This is a genomic window from Psychroflexus maritimus, from assembly GCF_011089875.1.
GTDB lineage: Bacteria > Bacteroidota > Bacteroidia > Flavobacteriales > Flavobacteriaceae > Psychroflexus > Psychroflexus maritimus.
The window spans coordinates 1-19,568 of sequence record NZ_JAANAS010000052.1; the positions used below are offsets into that span (position 1 = coordinate 1).

Sequence of the window (19,568 nt, forward strand, 5' to 3'; positions counted from 1 at the left end):
CGGGCTCATATCTTTGTATTTTTAAACAGTTAAATCATTAAAGCTAGGGTAGCAAATTGTTTGCGGGCTAGTTACAATCATTGATTGATAATGCTGATAAAGGCAAATCTATCCTAGTCTTTTTCTTAAAGATTCAATAGTACCTAAATACTATAATTTAGTTATAGATATTGTATTACATGAGCAAAGTCTTAGAGAAAAATTTTAATGATTATTACGCAAAAAATACTTTTATTATGAATTTAAAATTTTCAGTAGGTCTTGATGTGTCAAGTAAAAAAGTAGATGCTTGTATAAGCACGATAGACTGTAATCAAAGCGTGAAGGTTAAGTCTTCTTGTAGTGTTTCTAATTCAAAAGCAGGCTTTTTAAAGCTAGTAAAATGGATTGATAAATGGACAAAAAAAGAGTCTATTCCAATAGTTGTTAGCTTAGAAGCTACTGGTGTTTATCACGAAGAACTTGCTTATTATCTAGATGATGCAGGGTATAGAGTTTCTATTATTTTACCAAACAAAGCAAAAAAGTATTTACAATCTATTGGCTTAAAAAGTAAGAATGATAAAATAGACGCTAAAGGTTTGGCACAAATGGGGGCAGAACAAAATTTATCTCAATGGATTAGACCTAAAGATGTTTTTGTAAGCCTAAGGTCTTTAACACGACAGTATCAATCCATTCAGGAATCGATTACGGTAGAAAAGAATAAGCTACATGCAGAAGAACAATCAGCTTTATCAAACAAGCATGTGATTAAGCAAATGAAAAGCCATATACGTTTCTTAGAAAAGCAAAAAACAAAGACAGAAATTGCTATCGAAGAAGTCATAAAAAGTGATGAGGAGCTAAAATTAAAAGTAGAGAATATTTGCACAGTTAGAGGATTATCAATACTTTCTGTAGCTACTGTTATAGCAGAAACAAATGGATTTAATCTGTTTAAAAATTACAAGCAACTAGTGAGTTATTCTGGGTATGATGTTGTAGAAAATCAATCAGGTTCTCATAAAGGCAAGACAAAAATATCGAAAAAGGGAAACTCAAGGATTAGACGAATTTTACACATGCCATCGTTAATAGCAATAGGTTCAGAAGGGACAGTTTTTAAGAACCTTTACCTTAGAGTTTATGAAAGAACAGGCATCAAAATGAAAGGTATTGTCGCTGTTCAAAAAAAATTATTGTTAACAATTTATTACTTGTGGAAAAAAAACGAACCCTTTGATATTAATTATCAAAATAAAGGAAATAAAAATATCCAAGAGGAGGAGAAGGAGCTTTCCTCTCGGTACGCCTCTGAAAGAGGCGAAAAAAATAGCCAAACAAAAAGTTTGGCTATACAAGGTAAACATCCAGTGAGTGATCAAAGTATGCTTCCTCTCGGTAAAATCAAAGATAAAAAAATTATGGTTGAAAATTAAAAAAATGTTTGGATTTAAAGATAGTACCTTTTCACTACAATCAGGGCTAAAAACCCCTCCCTAACCCTCCCCCATTGGGGAGGAAACTTAAAAACAGGACGTGATTAGCAAGATGGAGACACTTCATTCCTCGGTGTGACAATACCCTCATTAACCTGTCATTCCGGAAAATTTCCTGAGAAATTTATCCGCAATCTCCCCGTTATGAAAACACAAACAAACTGCCTAACAAAAAACACATTCAGAATTCCAAATCATAAGATTCCGCATCTCGTTATCGCTCGTGCGGAATGACAAAAAGTAAAGGGGGGATGCGGAAAGACAAAAAGGAAGGGAAGCGTGCGGAATGACTGTAAATATAAGGGCTGTGAAAAATAAGACTTCAACAAAGCAAATCTTACAGACTAATCTTTACATAAAAACCTTCAGAATTTCTAACATTGAAAACTACATCATTTTCAAAGATTAAATATTGACCTTTTATTCCTGCGAGTCGATCCTCAAAAACAGGATTTTTTGATAAGTTCAAACTTTTGAGTTTAATAGGATACCTTTCAACAGGAAAATCAATCAAAAACTCTTTTTCATCTTTCAGCAAATAAGCCTTGACTTCATCAGGTAAATAAGGTTTCAATTCGTTAACCTTAGCCATTAAATCTTCATCTTTATTATCGTTTTTAAGCATAGTACGCCAATTGGTTTTATCGGCTACGTATTTTTTTAAAGCTACTTCAGCAATACCAGCTAAATAACGATTTGGAGTTTCTATAAATTGAATAGCTGCATGAGCACCTTGATCAATCCAGCGTGTAGGAATTTGAGATTTTCTAGTTACACCAACTTTTACCGAACTAGAATTAGCTAAATAAACAACATGCGGTTGTAATTGTACTTTTTTCTCATAGGCTAAATCGCGGTCCTCCTGGCCTAAATGCGCCTTACTCAATTCAGGTTTCATAATCCACTCGCCTGCCCTTGGGGTTTCAACAAAACAATCATAACAAAATCCTTGTCTAAAAATCTTTTTATTTGAGCCACAATTTAAGCATTGATATTTTTGAAATTCAATCTTTATTTTTTTGCCAAGTAATTGATTTACATGCAAAAAGTGCTTATCTAAACTTAGGTAGTATTGAATGGGTTTTTGATATGCGGTGATCATTTTTTGCAAAACTCCCTCAAATTGCGACATATTACTTTGTTTTTTTAATTTATTGTTGTTTTTTTACATTTACAAATTTCGTATTAATAATTTAATTTATGCCTATTCCTATTGTAAATTCTATTGCTTCTTGGTTCTTGAAAAAAAGAATTCATCAGATGGAGCTTTTTATGAAATATCCTAATGAAGTGCAACATGAATTATTAATGCGACTTGTAAAAAAAGCGAGAAAAACAGAATACGGAATGTTATTTGACTTTTCTAATATCAAATCCTATTCAGATTTTTCTAAAAAAGTGCCTCTGCAAACCTACGAAAGTTTGCAACCTACTATTGAGCGTTGCAGAAATGGAGAACCTAATTTAATTTGGCCTTCACCTATTAAACTTTTTGCTAAATCAAGCGGTACTACAAGTGCAAAAAGTAAGTTTATTCCCGTAAGTCAAGAATCTTTAGAAGATTGTCATTTTGCTGCTGGAAAGGATATGCTGTGTATGTATTTAAATAACAATCCTGAGGCGTCCTTATTTACAGGTAAAAGTCTTAGATTAGGTGGAAGTAAGGAAATTTACAGGAACGGAGGAACTTCTTTTGGCGATTTATCGGCCTTAATTATTGCGAATATGCCTTTTTGGGCAGACTTCAGCAGTACGCCTAGTGCAGAAGTTTCATTAATGAGCAATTGGGAAACTAAACTTGATGCCATAGCCCATGAAACTATACAAGAAAATGTAACTAGTTTAGCAGGAGTACCTTCTTGGATGATGGTACTATTGCAACGGGTACTTGAAATAACAGGAAAAAAAGATTTAAAAGAAGTTTGGCCCTCTTTAGAAGTCTATTTTCATGGGGGTGTTAGCTTTGAACCTTACAAACACCAATACACTAATATTATTGGTGATCAATCCTTTAATTATTACCAAATTTACAATGCCTCTGAAGGCTTTTTTGCCGCGCAAGACAGAAACGCTAGTGATGATATGCTTTTGCTTTTAGACTACGGAATTTTTTATGAGTTTATTCCTATGGATACCTATGAAACATCAGCGCAAAAAATCATCCCGTTAAGCGAAGTTGAAGTCGGTAAAAACTACGCTTTAGTCATTACCACAAACGGTGGCTTATGGCGATATAAAATTGGTGATACCCTAAAATTTACATCAATTTCCCCTTATCGCGTTCGCGTTTCTGGAAGAACCAAACATCACATCAATGCCTTTGGCGAAGAGTTGATTATTGAAAATGCTGAACAGGCTTTAAAGTTAGCCTGCCAAGCTGAAGGTCTAGAAATATTAGATTATACCGCTGCCCCTATTTTTATGGAAGGAAAGAAAAAAGGAGCACATGAGTGGATTATTGAGTTCAAAGAAAACCCTAAAAACCCTGATTATTTTGCAAAAGTCTTAGACCAAAAGCTTCAGCAAATAAACAGTGACTATGAGGCTAAACGACGCAATAACATGACGTTAAACGAATTGAAGCTTAATGTAGCCAAAAAAGATTTATTTTATCAATGGCTAAAAATGAAAGATAAATTAGGCGGACAACATAAAATCCCTAGGCTCTCCAATTCCAGAAAATTGCTAGAAGAATTACTTCTAATAAATGGGAAATAGATAAAAACTCTTCTATAATATTATAAAATCATTTGATCTACTTTAAATTTTATTTTTGAATTTAAAAAAAGATAAATAAAAAGGGTTAACAATCTAATGATTCATAGCTAAACTGAAAAATCGGAGATGTTTTTCAATTCAAAAGCTTAAATTTGCAGGTTCAAAAAAAATAGATTGAAGTTTTTTATTCAACTTTCATACAAAGGCACTAATTATCATGGTTGGCAAATACAACCTGATCAAATAAGCGTGCAAGAAAAAATAGAATCGGCTTTGCAAATAGCTTTTCAAAAAAAAGTTGATTTAGTTGGTTGTGGACGAACAGATACGGGAGTTCACGCAAAAAATTACTGGGCTCATTTTGAGTTAGAACAATTTAATTACACAAAAGAAGAGTTTATTTTCAAGATTAATAATTTACTACCTAAAGATATTGTAGTACATCAAATTAAAAAAGTTAATCAAGAAGCGCATGCCAGATTTGACGCCACTTACAGAAAATACATTTATCAAATTAGATCAAAAAAAGACCCCTTTAACTTAGAGTTTTCGCATTATGTTATTCGAGATTTAGACCTTGATTTGATGAACGAAGCTTGTGAAATTTTGTTTCGTTATGAAAACTTTAAATCATTTTCCAAGGTAAAAACTCAAGTTTATACGTACGATTGTAAAATTATAGAAGCTAAATGGTATAAGCAAAACGAACTTATAATTTTTGAAATTAAAGCGAATCGTTTTTTGCGTAATATGGTTAGAGCTATTGTTGGTACTATGATTGAAATTGGTCTAGGTAAACTATCGCTTTCAGATTTTCAATCAATTATTGAAAGCGAAAACAGAAGTAATGCGGGAACTTCTGTACCAGCAAAAGCATTGTTTTTAATTGAAATAGGTTATCCCGATTACATAATCAAGAATTAATGGCTTCAAAAAAAGGAAATGCATTTGATTACGGCTTATTTAAACGGCTTTTAAATTTTACTAAGCCCTATAAAGCTACCTTTATTTTTGTGGCTTTTGCCGCTATTATGCTTGCTGTTGTTGGCGTTATTCGTCCGCAATTACTTCAATGGACAATAGATTTAGCAATTGTTCCAAAAGATAGCGAAGAACTTATCTTTTTCATTAGTTTAATGTTGGCCGCATTAATTGCTGAAGTTGTTTTTCAATTGAGTTTTATTTTTTTTGCCAATTGGCTAGGGCAAGAAGTAGTGCGAGATTTAAGAGTAAAGCTTTTTGAACATATGATGAATTTCAAAAAGCAATACTTTGACCAATCTGCGGTAGGAAGATTAGTGACAAGAGCAGTAAGTGATATTGAAACTATTGCTAGCATCTTTAGCCAAGGTTTGTTCATGATTGTAAGCGATTTATTAAAAATGACAGCAATTCTGATTTTTATGTTTTGGAAAAGCTGGGAACTTACCTTAATTGTTTTAATTGTATTTCCAATTATTATTTACGCTACTCGCCTCTTTCAACGAAAAATGAAAGCTACTTTTGAAGTTGTAAGAACCAAGGTAGCCGATTTAAATACCTTTGTTCAAGAGCGAATTACAGGAATGAAAATTGTACAAGTATTTAATAGAGAAAGTGTTGAACAAGAAACTTTTCATCAAATTAACGAAGAACATAAACAAGCTTGGATTAAAACAGTTTGGTACAATTCAATTTATTTTGCCTTTGTTGAAATGCTCACCTCAGTAACTATTGGCTTAATTATATGGTATGGTGGGTTACGCTTAATTTCTAATGAAGTACTTTCTCTAGGAATTATTATTATGTTTATAGAATTAGCGCAACAGCTTTTTAGGCCCTTGCGTCAAATTGCCGATAAATTCAATTCGCTTCAAATGGGAATGGTGGCAGCCAATCGAGTTTTTGAAATTTTAGATACAGATTCTAGCATTGAAGATAATGGAAAAATTGAAGCCAAAAATTTAAAAGGAAACATCCATTTTTCTAAAGTCAGATTTGGTTATAAAACAGATGAAGAAGTAATTAAAGGAATAGATTTAAAGATTAATGCCGGCGAAACCATTGCCATTGTAGGTGCTACAGGAGCTGGGAAAAGCACTATAATCAATTTATTGGGTAGGTTCTACGAAATTAATGACGGGAATATATTTGTAGATAATGTGGATTTGAAAAAATACGATTTAAATTCGTTGAGAAACTCAATTGCTGTCGTTCTTCAAGATGTATTTTTGTTTGCCGATACCATCATGAACAATATTACCCTTAACAAAGAAGGAATTTCTGAAGAAGAAGTAATGAATGCCGCTAAAGAAATAGGCGTGCATCAATTTATTGCTAGTTTACCCAATGGCTATCACTACAATGTAAAAGAAAGAGGAGCCATGTTGTCTTCTGGTCAGCGCCAACTCATTTCATTTTTAAGAGCTTATGTTAGTCAACCAAGTATTTTAGTTTTAGATGAAGCTACTTCATCAATCGACACCTACAGCGAGCAACTAATCCAAAAAGCTACCGAGAAAATTACAGCCGGTAGAACTTCTATCATAATTGCACACCGCCTAGCAACCATTAAAAATGCAGATAAAATTGTAGTGATGGAAGATGGAAGAATTGTTGAAACAGGTCAACATCATGAGCTGATTAAGAAAACTACGGGCAGTTATAAAAAACTTTATGAAGCTCAGTTTAAAAAAGAAAGCCTAGCTGAAAATCACTAAAAAAAACAACTTGATTAGCAAGTTGCTTTTTTAAAAGTTATTTTAAAGTGTTAAGACTAAAACATCTCTCTTCCTGCAAAATGGAATGCACCTTCAATTTTTGCATTATCATCACTATCACTTCCATGTACAGCATTTTCTCCAATTGAAGCTGCATACTTTTTACGGATAGTGCCCTCAGCTGCATCAGCTGGATTAGTTGCACCAATTAAAGTTCTAAAATCTTCAACTGCATTTTCTTTCTCTAAAACAGCGGCAACAATTGGTCCTCTCGTCATATACTCTACTAATTCTCCAAAAAACGGCCGCTCTTTATGGATAGCGTAAAATTCTTTAGCATCAGCTTCAGTCATTTGTGTAAGCTTCATAGCAACAATTCTAAAGCCTGATTCAGTAATTTGATTTAAAATAGCACCAATGTGTCCTTTTTCAACAGCGTCTGGCTTCAGCATGGTAAATGTTTTATTTCCTGACATTCTAGTTTCGTTTTTAAAATTGGCGCAAAATTACTAAAAGATGCCAAATCAAAAAGTATTTAGCTAAAAAGTTTTAGGTTCAATTCAACTTTTAAAGCTTTGCATTTAAAGTCTTATTAATAAGTGAAGCAAATAAAATAAAACCTCAAATAAATTTGTAGTTTTGTTGAGATGAAAAAAGAGGTTTTAAAAATAGAAGGTTTAGTGAATCGTGCAAAACAAATTTGCATAACTTCCCACAGAAATCCTGATGGAGATGCCGTAGGTTCAAGTTTGGGGCTTTACCTGTTTCTTAAAAAAATTCATCAAAATGTAAAAATTATTCTTCCTAACCCTTATCCTGATTTTTTAAAATGGATGCCTGAGCAGGAAAATATTTTATTTTATACATCAAACAATAAACAAGCTAAAAAACACATAAAACAAAGTGATTTAATTTTTAGCTTAGATTACAATGATTTGTCTAGAGTTGGTGATATGCAAAATGACTTAGAACAATCAAAGGCAGATTTTGTAATGATTGATCATCATCAACAACCAAGCAATTTTGCCAACGTGATTATAAGTCAATCGGAAATTGGATCTACTTGTGAACTTGTTTACGAATTGCTTGAAACCTGGAATAAAGATTTACTTGATCAGTACATTGGAACTGTAATTTACACTGGTATTATGACAGATACGGGGTCGTTTAGGTTTCCATCAACAAGTAGCAGAACACATCAAATTATTGCAAATTTAATTGATTTAGGTGTTAAACATGCAGAAATTCACCAACAAACTTTTGATGCTAATTCATACAGTAAGCTCCAATTACTTGGTCAAGCCCTTAGAAATTTAAAATTAGTTGAAAACTATCAAACAGCTTACCTTAGTTTAAGTCAAGATGAGTTAAACAATCACAACTTTCAGAAAGGAGACACAGAAGGTTTTGTGAACTACGGTTTATCCATAAAAAACATAAACTTTGCAGTAATTTTTATTGAAAACAAAGAAGAGGGAATTATCAAAATTTCATTTCGCTCTATTGGCAGCTTTGATGTTAATCAATTTGCTAGAAAATACTTCAACGGAGGCGGACATAAAAATGCTGCAGGTGGAAGAAGTAACTTAAGTTTAAATGAAACTATAAATCAATTTTTGGCAGTTCTACCAAACGAAAAATTTGAAAAATGAAAAAAAAATTAATCATAATTGCCCTTATTGGAGTTAATTTGATTTCTTGTCAAACACCAGAAGAACCAAGAAAACCAATAAGTCAGCAATCTGGATCTTACATGAAAGAATCTTCAGAAAGAAACAGAAAAATTGCTAAAAAAGAAAAAGAAGCCATTTTATCGCTAATTAAGAAAGATAGTTTATTAGAATACAATAAATCTGAAAATGGATTTTGGTATGCTTATTTAGAAAAAAATGAAAACGATACTATTACTCCAAAAAAAGGAGACCAAGTTATATTTACTTATAATATCTTGGATTTAAGCGGAAATGAAATTTACAGTAAAGAAGAATTAGGCGAAAAAGAATATTATATTGATGAAGAAGTAATTTTTTCTGGTTTAAGACTAGGATTGAAATTAATGAAAGAAAAAGAGAAAGCAAGTTTTATTTTTCAATCGTTTAAAGCTTTTGGAACTACAGGAGATCGAGAAAAAATCCCTCCCAACACCCCTATTCAAGTAAACTTAGAATTAATAGAAATAAACCCTAAATAATTTAATCAAAAACAAATAAAATGAAGAAAATTAAATTAATGCTGTTAGCCCTAGTAGCTATTTTTGTAACCTCATGCGATGAGTACCCTGAGTTAGAAGATGGTTTATATGCCAAACTAAACACTAACAAAGGAGAAATTATCATTGAACTTCACTATGACCAAACGCCTATGACAGTAGGTAATTTTGTTAGCCTTGCAGAAGGAAACAATCCTAAAGTTGATGAAAAATTTGAAGGTAAAAACTTTTATGATGGTATAATTTTTCATCGTGTAATCAAAGATTTTATGATTCAAACAGGAGACCCAAACGGCAACGGCCAAGGAGGACCAGGATACAAATTCCCAGATGAAATCAACGAAAATCTAACGCATAATTCTAAAGGTGTTTTATCTATGGCCAATGCAGGAAAAGACACCAACGGAAGTCAGTTTTTTATTACCTTAAAAGAAACCCCACATTTAGACGGACGCCATACTGTTTTTGGTAAAGTTGCTAAAGGACAAGAAGTAGTTGACCAAATTGGACAAGTTGAAACTGCCGCGATGGATAAACCTAAAGAAGAAGTAAAAATAGAACGCATTGAAATTATTAGAAAAGGACGAGAAGCCAAAAATTTTGACGCGTCGAACGCATTTACCAGTGGAATAGAAATAGTAGAAGAACAACGTAAAACCGAAGAAGAAGAAAAAGCGAAGTTATTTGATGAAATGTCTGAAGGTTTTGAAGAAACAGAAACTGGCTTAAGGTACAAGATTACCGCAGAAAATGAAAGCGGAAATAAACCTGTAAAAGGCCAAAAAGTAGCTGTACATTATACAGGAATGTTTTTAGATGGAAATAAATTTGATTCCTCTTTTGATCGTGACGAACCAATTGAATTTGAAGTTGGCAGAGGCTTTGTTATTCCAGGTTGGGATGAAGGTCTATTACTGCTTAACGAAGGAGAAAAAGCCGAATTATTAATTCCAGCTAACTTAGCTTATGGCAAAGCAGGAAGAGGACCTATTCCTCCTAACACACCTTTGTTTTTTCAAGTTGAATTAGTAAAAGTATATGAGAATAGTAAAAAACAATAAGGCTTAAGTTAGAACAATACTTAACTAAGTTTAAGTTGATATAAATTAAATTAAGAACAAAAAAATGCTGTTTTGAATTTCAAAACAGCATTTTTTTTGAGTTTACAAATACCTGTTAATCCAAGTACATTACTTTCTTTACTGCTTTAATCACATCTTCATGATTTGGCAACCACTCTTTTAAAAGTACTGGCGAGTAAGGTGCGGGTGTATCGGCAGTATTAATTTTTACAATAGGCGCATCTAGAAAATCGAATGCATCTTGCTGAACTCGGTAAGTAATTTCTGTTGAAACATTTCCAAAAGGCCACGCTTCCTCAAGAATAACCATTCGGTTGGTTTTTTTAATGGATTGGATGATGGCCTCATAATCTAAAGGCCTAACGGTTCTCAAATCAATAATTTCAGCAGAAATAGCATGCTCTTCTGCAAGAACTTCAGCTGCTTTCAAAGCTTCTTTAATAATTTTACCAAAGGAAACAATAGTTACGTCTTCTCCAGCTCTTTTTATGTCTGCTTTTCCTAAGGGAATTGTATATTCCTCCTCAGGAACTTCACCTTTATCTCCATACATTTGTTCACTTTCCATAAAAATTACAGGATCGTTATCGCGTATAGCCGATTTTAAAAGTCCTTTAGCATCATAAGGTGTAGAAGGTACTACTACTTTTAAACCAGGAGTGTTGGCATACCAATTTTCAAAGGCCTGAGAGTGCGTTGCCCCTAATTGTCCTGCTGAAGCTGTAGGTCCTCTAAAAACAATAGGAATATTAAACTGCCCACCAGACATCTGACGCATTTTAGCCGCATTATTTATAATTTGATCAATTCCAACTAATGAGAAATTAAACGTCATAAACTCAATGATAGGTCGGTTGCCATTCATGGCAGACCCCACTCCTATCCCAGCAAAACCGAGCTCGGCAATAGGGGTGTCTATCACTCGTTCTGGGCCAAACTCGTCCAACATTCCCTTTGATGCTTTGTAAGCTCCGTTGTATTCAGCAACTTCTTCGCCCATTAAGTAAACAGACTCATCGCTTCTCATCTCTTCGCTCATTGCTTCGCAAACAGCTTCTCTAAATTGTATTGTCCTCATGCTAATGATTTAAATTTCATAAACAGCAAAAATAAGTTATAAATACTAGCCTTAAAAATCAAATTAAGCTTATTTTTAAAAATAAATTTTAGTAAAATTTTACTATGCGTGCATAATAAAATTAAAAGAATCTTACTATATTCGCAACACATAAATTTAAAATTGGAAAAATGAAAATATTAGTTTGTATAAGTCATGTGCCCGACACCACTTCAAAGATTAATTTTACTGAAAATGACACCAAATTTGACACAAATGGTGTTCAGTTTATCATTAATCCTAACGACGAATTTGGTTTAACTCGAGCTATGTGGTTCAAAGAAAAACAAGGTGCTACAGTAGATGTTGCTACTGTAGGCTTAAAAGATACTGAACCAACCATTAGAAAAACATTAGCTATTGGCGCCGACAATGCAATACGCATTGATACCGCTCCAATTGATGGATACCAAGTAGCTAAAGAATTGGCTAAAGTGGCTAAGGATGGAGAATATGATTTAATTATTGCAGGAAGAGAATCTATTGATTACAACGGTGGTATGGTTCCTGGAATGCTTGCTAAAATGCTTGGCTACGGTTTTATTAATACTTGTGTAAGCTTAGAAATTGATGGAAATACAGCAACTGCAGTTAGAGAAATTGATGGGGGAAAAGAAACTTCTAAAACTGAACTTCCACTAGTTATTGGAGGGCAAAAAGGCTTGGTAGAAGAATCTGATTTGAAGATTCCTAACATGCGTGGAATTATGATGGCTAGAAAAAAACCCTTAAATGTGGTTGAGCCTATTGGAAATGAAGTTAGCACTGAAGCAAAAAAATTCACAAAACCTGCACCTAAAGGAGAAGTTAAACTAGTTGATGCAGAAAATATTGATGAATTAATTAACTTATTACATAACGAAGCAAAAGCAATTTAAAAAATAAAAGATATGTCTATTTTAGTATATACAGAAACAGAAAACGGTAAGTTTAAAAAGGCTTCCTTTGAAGTTGCCTCTTATGCAAAAGCAATTGCAGACCAAACTGGTGGCAGTGTAACTGCAGTGGCATTTAATGCTGCTAATCCGCAAGAATTAGAAAAATATGGTGTAAATAAAGTTTTACATGTAGAAAACGAAAAATTACAAAAATTTAACGCCGACGCTTACGCACAAGTCATTACAGAAGCTACAAAACAAGAAACAGCTTCTATTATCGTTGTTAGTCAAAGTGCCAATGCTAAATATTTAGCACCACTTTTGGCCGTAAATCTTGAAGCAGGATATGCCTCAAACGTTGTAGAAGTACCAAATACTGAAGATGCTTTTACCGTAAAAAGAACAGCTTTTACAAACAAAGCTTTTAATGAAACAGCAATTAATACAAGTACAAAAATCATTGGTCTTTCTACTAATTCTTTCGGAGTTCATGAGAGCGAAACTTCAGCTGAAATAATAAGTTTTGAAGGTGCTGTAACCGATGAAAATTTCAAAATAAATGTAGAATCAGTTGACAAAAACACAGACAAAGTAAGTATAGCAGATGCAGAAGTTGTAATTTCTGGAGGAAGAGGATTAAAAGGTCCGGAAAACTGGCATTTAATTGAAGATTTAGCAGAAACTTTAAATGCTGCAACAGCTTGCTCTAAACCAGTGAGTGATATGGGATGGAGACCCCACGGCGAACACGTTGGTCAAACCGGTAAACCTGTGGCTACCAACCTTTATATTGCCATTGGAATTTCAGGAGCTATTCAACACTTAGCAGGAATTAGTGCCTCAAAAACAAAAGTTGTCATCAACAATGATCCTGAAGCGCCGTTTTTTAAAGCTGCCGATTACGGAATTGTTGGAGATGCTTTTGAAGTAATTCCAAAACTTACTGAAAAGCTTAAAGAATTTAAGGCTAACAATGCCTAAAAGTTCGTATATTAGCAAACTAAAATTGCGGTCTGAAATACCTAGATTTATCTTTTATATTTAGACCGCTTTTTTATTTTTGCACTTATGAGCTTAGTACGATTAAACATAAAAGGTATTTCTTACAGTCAAACTCAAAATGGCGCTTATGCCCTCTTATTGAGTGAAATCAATGGTAAAAGGCAGTTGCCTATAGTGATTGGTGCTTTTGAGGCTCAATCTATAGCTATTGCCCTAGAAAAAGAAATTAAACCGCCTAGACCACTTACTCACGATTTATTCAAAACTTTTTCTGAACATTTTTCCATTACAATAAAGCAAGTGATTATTCACAAACTAGTAGATGGTATTTTCTATTCTAGCTTAATCTGTGAGCGTGATAAAATTGAGGAAATCATCGATGCAAGAACAAGTGATGCTATAGCCTTAGCTTTACGATTTGATGCACCCATTTTTACCTATAAAAACATAATTGACAAAGCAGGAGTTCAGTTAACTCCAAAAACCGCTGCAGGAATGTTTGATGCAAAGCTCTCTAACCAAGAAAAAACTACTGGAAGTGAAAGCACTAAAGAAGGAAGTTTTAAAAATATTCCCCTTAAAAAACTCAATGAAATGCTTGAGGATGCAGTGAAAAGTGAAAATTATGAGAAAGCTGCAAGTATTCGTGATGAAATATCAAAACGACAATAACGAATGAAGCAATTAATCACTTTACTTCTCGTTTTTACCTGTTTTTCATTACACCCTCAATCTATAAATGGAGAATTTGAACTAACTAATTTAAATTCTTCAGAAGATAGATTATCTACTTATTTTGATGAAAATTCACGCCTTTTTTTTTCAGATTCAATCCTATCTGTCTCGAATGCTGCGAGAGTTTATGAATTTTCATTTCAACTTAAGAACGACAGCTTATTGCTAAGTAATTCGAAAAATAATTTTGCTTTTTTTGTAAATTATAGGAATCATGAACTCAGCTTAAAAAATGATTATAGCTCATTAAGCTTAAGTAAAATAAAGCAAGAACCTATTACCAGCAATTTACAAGAAGCCGCACAAGAAAAGGAAATAATTCCTAATCAAAACTTTACACTAGAAGGTTTTTACAGAGGGGTAATTGGCATATTTAGCATACTATTGCTCTCCTTTTTATTTAGTGCAAATAAAAGAGCTATCAATTGGAAAACGGTGGGTGTAGGTCTTGCTGCTCAACTTATTTTAGCTATTGGCGTGTTAAAAGTACCTTTTGTACAGGCTATATTTGAATTTGTGGGCAAAATTTTTGTAAAAATACTAGATTTTACAGCAGAGGGCAGTGAATTTTTATTGGGCGACCTAATGAATGTGGATAGCTATGGATTTATCTTTTTATTTCAAATCCTACCTACTATTATATTCTTTTCAGCACTAACCTCTCTACTGTTTTATTTAGGTGTAATTCAGGTAGTTGTTAAAGGAATGGCTTGGATTCTCACAAAACTGATGAATATTTCTGGAGCTGAAGGTCTTAGCGTAGCAGGAAATATATTCTTAGGTCAAACTGAATCTCCATTAATGATTAAGGCTTACTTAGAGAAAATGACCAAATCAGAGATTTTATTAGTCATGATTGGCGGAATGGCTACTGTGGCAGGTGGTGTACTAGCTGCCTATATTGGTTTTTTAGGTGATGGTGATCCAGCTAAACGACTTGAATTTGCAAGACACTTGTTAGCTGCATCTGTAATGGCCGCTCCAGGGGCTATTGTAGTTTCCAAAATACTTTATCCGCAACAGGAAAAAATTCAACGCACAGCAGAAGTTTCACAAGAAAAAATTGGATCAAACATCTTAGATGCAATTTCCAATGGTACTTCTGAAGGGCTTCGGTTAGCTGCTAATGTAGGAGCTATGTTATTAGTTTTCATTGCTTTTATTGCACTCATTAACTATTCGCTTGAAAGTTTTGGAAATTTAGTTGGTTTAAATTCAATCATAGCCCAAAATTCCCCTTATAATTCATTTTCATTAGAATCAATCTTAGGCTTTATTTTTGCCCCTGTTATGTGGCTAATCGGTGTTCCAAAAGAAGATGTAATGCTTATGGGGCAATTACTAGGAATTAAGCTGGCAGCTAGTGAATTTGTTGGTTATATTCAGCTAGCTGAACTTAAAAACCCAGCTAATTTACTCAGCTTAAATTACCAAAAATCAGTAATTATGGCTACTTATATGTTATGCGGCTTTGCCAATTTTGCTTCAATAGGTATTCAAATTGGTGGTATAGGTTCGCTTGCACCTGGCAAACGTAAATTATTGTCAGAATTTGGAATGAAAGCTTTAATCGGGGGTACCTTCGCTTCGCTTCTTTCTGCTACCATTGCTGGAATGATTATAGGTTAATCAAACAACTTCTATTTATTTTAAAAAATTTCGTTTTTTAATTCCCTATCTTTGCAGACTATGAATTTAGAAGAGATAAAACACTTAGTAAATAAAGGCGAAATGCTTCCTCTTATGGAAGATTTCTATACTATACAGGGAGAAGGACATCATACAGGTACAGCCGCTTATTTTGTTCGCATTGGAGGTTGCGATGTGGGTTGTCATTGGTGTGATGTTAAAGAAAGTTGGGATCCTGAAAAACACCCTCCAACCAGAACTTCAGAAATTGTAAAAAAAGCCGCTCAATGGTCCGATACAGTTGTAGTTACAGGCGGAGAACCATTAACCTGGGACATGTCTCCACTTACGAAAGGATTTAGAAATGAAAATATGAAAATTCATATTGAAACCTCTGGAGCATATAAGCTTACAGGAAGTTGGGATTGGATTTGTCTTTCACCTAAAAAAAACAAACTACCCACTCAAGAAGCCTATAAAGAAGCAAATGAGTTAAAGGTAATAATTTATAATAAGCATGACTTCAAGTTTGCTGAAGATCAAGCACTAAAAACCAATGAAAATGCCATCTTATATTTGCAACCAGAATGGAGTGTAAGAGAAAAAATGATGCCATTAATTGTTGATTATATAATGAAAAATCCAAACTGGAAAATATCTTTACAAACCCATAAATATTTGAGAATCCCCTAGGCTTAAAATTTAAATCATACTTTTAAGCCTAAATTTGATAAATTAATTGATGTCAATTTAAAAAGTTAGTTATGAAAAGAGTAGTTTTAATTTTATCGATTTTATTTTTCAATAGTTTTAGCTATGCAAACAACTTAAATGGTGCCTGGAAGTTAGACGAGGTAAACGGTAAAAAAGTTGAGACACATGTTATTCAACTTTTTAGCGATCAATTCTATACATTTAGTGAATACGACAAAAAAACTGGAGATTTTGTTAGGGCCGGAGGCGGAACTTATCTTTTAGAAAATTTTAGATTGCAAATGTTTATTGAAATTGATTCTGATAATCCTGCGTTATCTAATACTTCTAGCATATTTAAATTTTTACAACTCGAGGAAGACAAAATCAAATTAACAAGCATGAAGGATTCTTCAAAGTATGAAATTTGGAAACGCATAGATACTGCTAATCATAAAGAAATGGCGAAGTGCTGGAGAATTCATAAAAAGCAAGACGAAGGTGATTTAGATTGGAGAGTAATAGAATATGCGCCTAGAAAAACAATCAAAATGCTAACGGATAACTACTATCAAGTTTTAGCTTTTAATAAAAAAACAGGACAATTTATTGGGTCAAGTGGAGGTACTTGGTCTAAAACTAAATCCAATTATTTTGTAGGATCAAACGGTGGTTCAAACACTAAAAATTCAGCTAAGTACATAGAAAACATAGCCTTCTTTTCTAAAAATTCTACTAATGTTGGCAGATCTTTAGAATTCGACTTAAAGATTTCTGACGGTCTTTGGAACCACACAGGCAGACAAACTGACGGAAAAACCTTATTAGAAATATGGATGCCGTACAAGTAACTACTATTGAAAAGAACACGCATAATCCGGCTTCAACTTTAAAATAAAGCTGGATTTGTTTTTATTGTGCCTAACTTATTGTAATACAATACTTAAAGTTAGCCCTAAAAGTGATTTTTACGTTTTAAGTTCATCTATAATTTTGTTACTAAACGCTAAAGCGAACCACCCCTTTTACTAAATTTACGTTAACTTTTTTTTTAAATTTCAGCAAAAAATAAATAAAAATTTAGGACTTTATTACTAAATAAACGTATTTTTGGGAAAAAAGATTAAGTGTTAATCATATGAAATTATTGACTATGAATAAGAGTTTTTTTTTCCTTTCAATAGCTTTTTTTATTCTTTTCAGCAAGAATGTAATTAGTCAACAAATTGAATATGATACCGAAACTTATACATTAACAGAATTAATCACTGATGTTTTAATAGAGGGTGAATGTTATGATGTAAATAGCGTAATTAGCCCAAACAATTCTCAAATCACCAATCAAGGATTTGAGAGCTATGGGTATTTTGAAACTACAAATCCCCAATTTCCATTTGAAGACGGTATTGTTTTAAGCTCTGGTAATTTAGGCGGTTCTATAAGTGGAAGTTCAGTTTGGCTGGGAGATGATGACTTAGATTTACTTTCCCCTGATCCACTAACATCCAATGCTACAGTTATCGAATTTGAATTTGTACCTACCGTTGATCAGCTAAACTTCAATTACGTATTTGCTTCAAATGAATACCCGACTTTTGTTTGTAATTTTAGTGATATTTTTGCATTTATTTTAAGTGGACCAGGTATTCCTGATTCAAATTTTTATAATGTAGATGGTGATCCAAATACACCAGATGTTGAAATAAACGTAGGAGGACTTAACTTAGCCTTACTTCCTGACTCCAGTATTCCTGTGTCTATCACAAATGTTCATGAAAATCCAAATTGTAGTGAAACATCCCCAGGTGCTGTTGCCTATCCTGATTTTTTTGATGCTGATAATATCTCTTCTGGATATTCGGGAATGACAGTTCCTCTTAATGTATCTGCTACAGTTATCCCTGGAGAAACTTATACCATAAAATTAGCCGTTGCCGATTACACGGATTCTCTTTACGATTCTGCAGTTTTTATTGAAGGTTCTAGTTTAGTTTTTGAAATTCCAGAAGTGGTTGATGCATTTGAATGTGATTCTTATATTTTACCTGAAGTAAATGTAGGACAATATTTTACTGAACCAAACGGACAAGGAACAAATTTACTTCCTGGAGCAGAAATTACTGAAAACACCACTATATATGTATATAATGATGATTCAGATTCATGTTTTGAAGGTTTTGAAGAAGCTTCATTTGAAGTTAACATTTATAATTTAGATGAAGTAGATATACTAGATGATGTTTCAGAATGTTCTAGTTATACATTACCTGAACTGGAAAATGGAAATTATTTTACAGCTCCTAATGGACAAGGGAATGAATTGCAAGCCAATGATTTAATTACTGAATCGCAAAGCATTTATATTTATGCTTCTTCAGGTCCTGAGACAGATGGTGTTGTTCAGCCAGTATGTGAAAACGAATCTGAGTTCTTCGTTGATATTTTAGATCCTCCCCCCCCACCAAACCTAGACAACCTAGAGGAATGTGGTCTTGCTAACCAAACCGATTTCAACCTGAATGATGCTACTTCATCAATAGATCCTGAAGTTTTTGAAATCACTTTTCACCCCTCCCAGCTTGATGCTGAAAACAACGAAAACCAAATCAATGATGTTAACCCCTATACAATTACAGGCGAAAATGAAACCCTCTGGGTAAGAATTTTCGACGGCAATTGTTTTGCCGTCAATTCATTTGAAATTCAAACCCTTCCGCCTCCTGAAATCAACACTCCTGAAGCCCTTTCTGAATGTGATTTCTCTGAAGAACAACTCGGATTTACAGAATTTGATTTAACCACTAAAATCGATGAAATCACCGACGGAAATCCAAATTACGAAGTAGAATTCTTCACCACCCAAGTCGATGCGGAAGATTTAACTATCGAAAACGGACTGGAAAGCCCTTATACCAACGAAAATGCCTTATCCCAAACGCTCTTTGTACGAGTTACCGATATTACCAACGGCTGTGCATCCTTTACAGAACTAGAATTGGAAATCAATCTTTTGCCCGTTATTGCACAATCTCAAGATATTCCACCCCTAGAAGCCTGTGATGATGATCAAAATGGCGTACAGACCTTAGACATAACCTCTCAACAGGAATTTATTTTAAACGATTTAGAAGAATCCAACCACCAAATCCAATATTACGAAACCCAAACCGATGCGGAAAATGATGAAAATGAGATCCTCAATGCTACTGCTTTTGAATCGGCTGGACAAACTATTTTTGTTCGAGTAACCGAAACAGAAACAAGTTGCTTCTCTTTCACCTCTTTTGAACTTATTGTTAATGAAATTCCTCCGCTTCAAAGTGGA

General features: G+C 33.5%; 17 protein-coding genes. 14 read left to right on the forward strand and 3 right to left on the reverse strand.

Features of this window, described 5'->3' with window-relative positions; translation table 11 throughout:
- The first annotated feature begins 236 nt into the window (after positions 1 to 236).
- Entirely contained in the window at positions 237 to 1,421 is a 1,185-nt protein-coding gene (locus G7034_RS07790; RefSeq protein WP_166399234.1) for an IS110 family transposase, read from the forward strand.
- A gap of 397 nt (positions 1,422 to 1,818) precedes the next feature.
- Here G7034_RS07790 and G7034_RS07795 read toward each other — a convergent pair whose 3' ends face one another.
- Positions 1,819 to 2,613 carry a DUF2797 domain-containing protein gene (locus tag G7034_RS07795; protein ID WP_166400406.1) on the reverse strand — a complete coding sequence of 265 codons (795 nt, stop codon included), beginning with the start codon at positions 2,611 to 2,613 and terminating at the stop codon, positions 1,819 to 1,821.
- A gap of 68 nt (positions 2,614 to 2,681) precedes the next feature.
- Between G7034_RS07795 and G7034_RS07800 the strand changes: the two genes are divergently transcribed.
- From G7034_RS07800 to G7034_RS07810, 3 genes are all read left to right on the forward strand, one after another.
- Positions 2,682 to 4,199 carry a GH3 auxin-responsive promoter family protein gene (locus G7034_RS07800; RefSeq protein ID WP_166400407.1) on the forward strand — a complete coding sequence of 506 codons (1,518 nt, stop codon included), beginning with the start codon at positions 2,682 to 2,684 and terminating at the stop codon, positions 4,197 to 4,199.
- Between the two features lie 174 nt (positions 4,200 to 4,373).
- Positions 4,374 to 5,123 carry a tRNA pseudouridine(38-40) synthase TruA gene (gene truA, locus G7034_RS07805; protein ID WP_166400408.1) on the forward strand — a complete coding sequence of 250 codons (750 nt, stop codon included), beginning with the start codon at positions 4,374 to 4,376 and terminating at the stop codon, positions 5,121 to 5,123.
- The gene (locus G7034_RS07810; RefSeq protein ID WP_166400409.1) at positions 5,123 to 6,898 is read left to right on the forward strand and encodes an ABC transporter ATP-binding protein; all 1,776 of its coding nucleotides are present in this window, start codon (positions 5,123 to 5,125) and stop codon (positions 6,896 to 6,898) included. The genes truA and G7034_RS07810 overlap by 1 nt, the downstream gene beginning before the upstream one ends.
- Before the next feature lie 56 nt (positions 6,899 to 6,954).
- On the opposite strand, the gene G7034_RS07815 is transcribed toward G7034_RS07810, so the two are convergent.
- Positions 6,955 to 7,374: a nucleoside-diphosphate kinase gene (locus tag G7034_RS07815; RefSeq protein ID WP_166400410.1), complete on the reverse strand. Its 420-nt coding sequence runs from the start codon at positions 7,372 to 7,374 to the stop codon at positions 6,955 to 6,957.
- Positions 7,375 to 7,545: 171 nt separating this feature from the next.
- Between G7034_RS07815 and G7034_RS07820 the strand changes: the two genes are divergently transcribed.
- The 3 genes from G7034_RS07820 to G7034_RS07830 are packed head-to-tail and all read left to right on the forward strand — an operon-like array spanning position 7,546 to position 10,168.
- A complete protein-coding gene (locus G7034_RS07820) occupies positions 7,546 to 8,550 on the forward strand; it encodes a DHH family phosphoesterase (protein ID WP_166400411.1) in 1,005 nt (334 codons plus the stop codon).
- Entirely contained in the window at positions 8,547 to 9,089 is a 543-nt protein-coding gene (gene gldI, locus G7034_RS07825; RefSeq protein ID WP_166400412.1) for a gliding motility-associated peptidyl-prolyl isomerase GldI, read from the forward strand. Before G7034_RS07820 ends, gldI begins: the two co-directional genes overlap by 4 nt.
- 20 nt (positions 9,090 to 9,109) lie before the next feature.
- Entirely contained in the window at positions 9,110 to 10,168 is a 1,059-nt protein-coding gene (locus G7034_RS07830) for a peptidylprolyl isomerase (RefSeq protein WP_166400413.1), read from the forward strand.
- A gap of 115 nt (positions 10,169 to 10,283) precedes the next feature.
- Here G7034_RS07830 and G7034_RS07835 read toward each other — a convergent pair whose 3' ends face one another.
- Positions 10,284 to 11,267: a pyruvate dehydrogenase complex E1 component subunit beta gene (locus G7034_RS07835; protein WP_166400414.1), complete on the reverse strand. Its 984-nt coding sequence runs from the start codon at positions 11,265 to 11,267 to the stop codon at positions 10,284 to 10,286.
- Between the two features lie 170 nt (positions 11,268 to 11,437).
- Here G7034_RS07835 and G7034_RS07840 point away from each other — a divergent pair, with 170 nt between their 5' ends.
- The 7 genes from G7034_RS07840 to G7034_RS07870 form a co-directional block, all read left to right on the forward strand.
- Positions 11,438 to 12,184: an electron transfer flavoprotein subunit beta/FixA family protein gene (locus G7034_RS07840; protein ID WP_166400415.1), complete on the forward strand. Its 747-nt coding sequence runs from the start codon at positions 11,438 to 11,440 to the stop codon at positions 12,182 to 12,184.
- Positions 12,185 to 12,196: 12 nt separating this feature from the next.
- Positions 12,197 to 13,165 carry an electron transfer flavoprotein subunit alpha/FixB family protein gene (locus tag G7034_RS07845; RefSeq protein ID WP_166400416.1) on the forward strand — a complete coding sequence of 323 codons (969 nt, stop codon included), beginning with the start codon at positions 12,197 to 12,199 and terminating at the stop codon, positions 13,163 to 13,165.
- 87 nt (positions 13,166 to 13,252) lie between these two features.
- Positions 13,253 to 13,858, forward strand: a complete 606-nt coding sequence (locus tag G7034_RS07850) for a bifunctional nuclease family protein (RefSeq protein ID WP_166400417.1) — start codon at positions 13,253 to 13,255, stop codon at positions 13,856 to 13,858.
- A 3-nt stretch (positions 13,859 to 13,861) separates the two neighbouring features.
- Complete coding sequence (locus tag G7034_RS07855; protein ID WP_166400418.1) at positions 13,862 to 15,550, forward strand: NupC/NupG family nucleoside CNT transporter; 1,689 nt, start codon at positions 13,862 to 13,864, stop codon at positions 15,548 to 15,550.
- A gap of 60 nt (positions 15,551 to 15,610) precedes the next feature.
- The gene (locus G7034_RS07860) at positions 15,611 to 16,243 is read left to right on the forward strand and encodes a 7-carboxy-7-deazaguanine synthase QueE (RefSeq protein ID WP_166400419.1); all 633 of its coding nucleotides are present in this window, start codon (positions 15,611 to 15,613) and stop codon (positions 16,241 to 16,243) included.
- A 71-nt stretch (positions 16,244 to 16,314) separates the two neighbouring features.
- Complete coding sequence (locus G7034_RS07865; RefSeq protein ID WP_166400420.1) at positions 16,315 to 17,094, forward strand: hypothetical protein; 780 nt, start codon at positions 16,315 to 16,317, stop codon at positions 17,092 to 17,094.
- 302 nt (positions 17,095 to 17,396) lie between these two features.
- On the forward strand, positions 17,397 to 19,568 hold a 2,172-nt coding region (locus tag G7034_RS07870), incomplete at its 3' end, for a choice-of-anchor L domain-containing protein (RefSeq protein WP_187349885.1).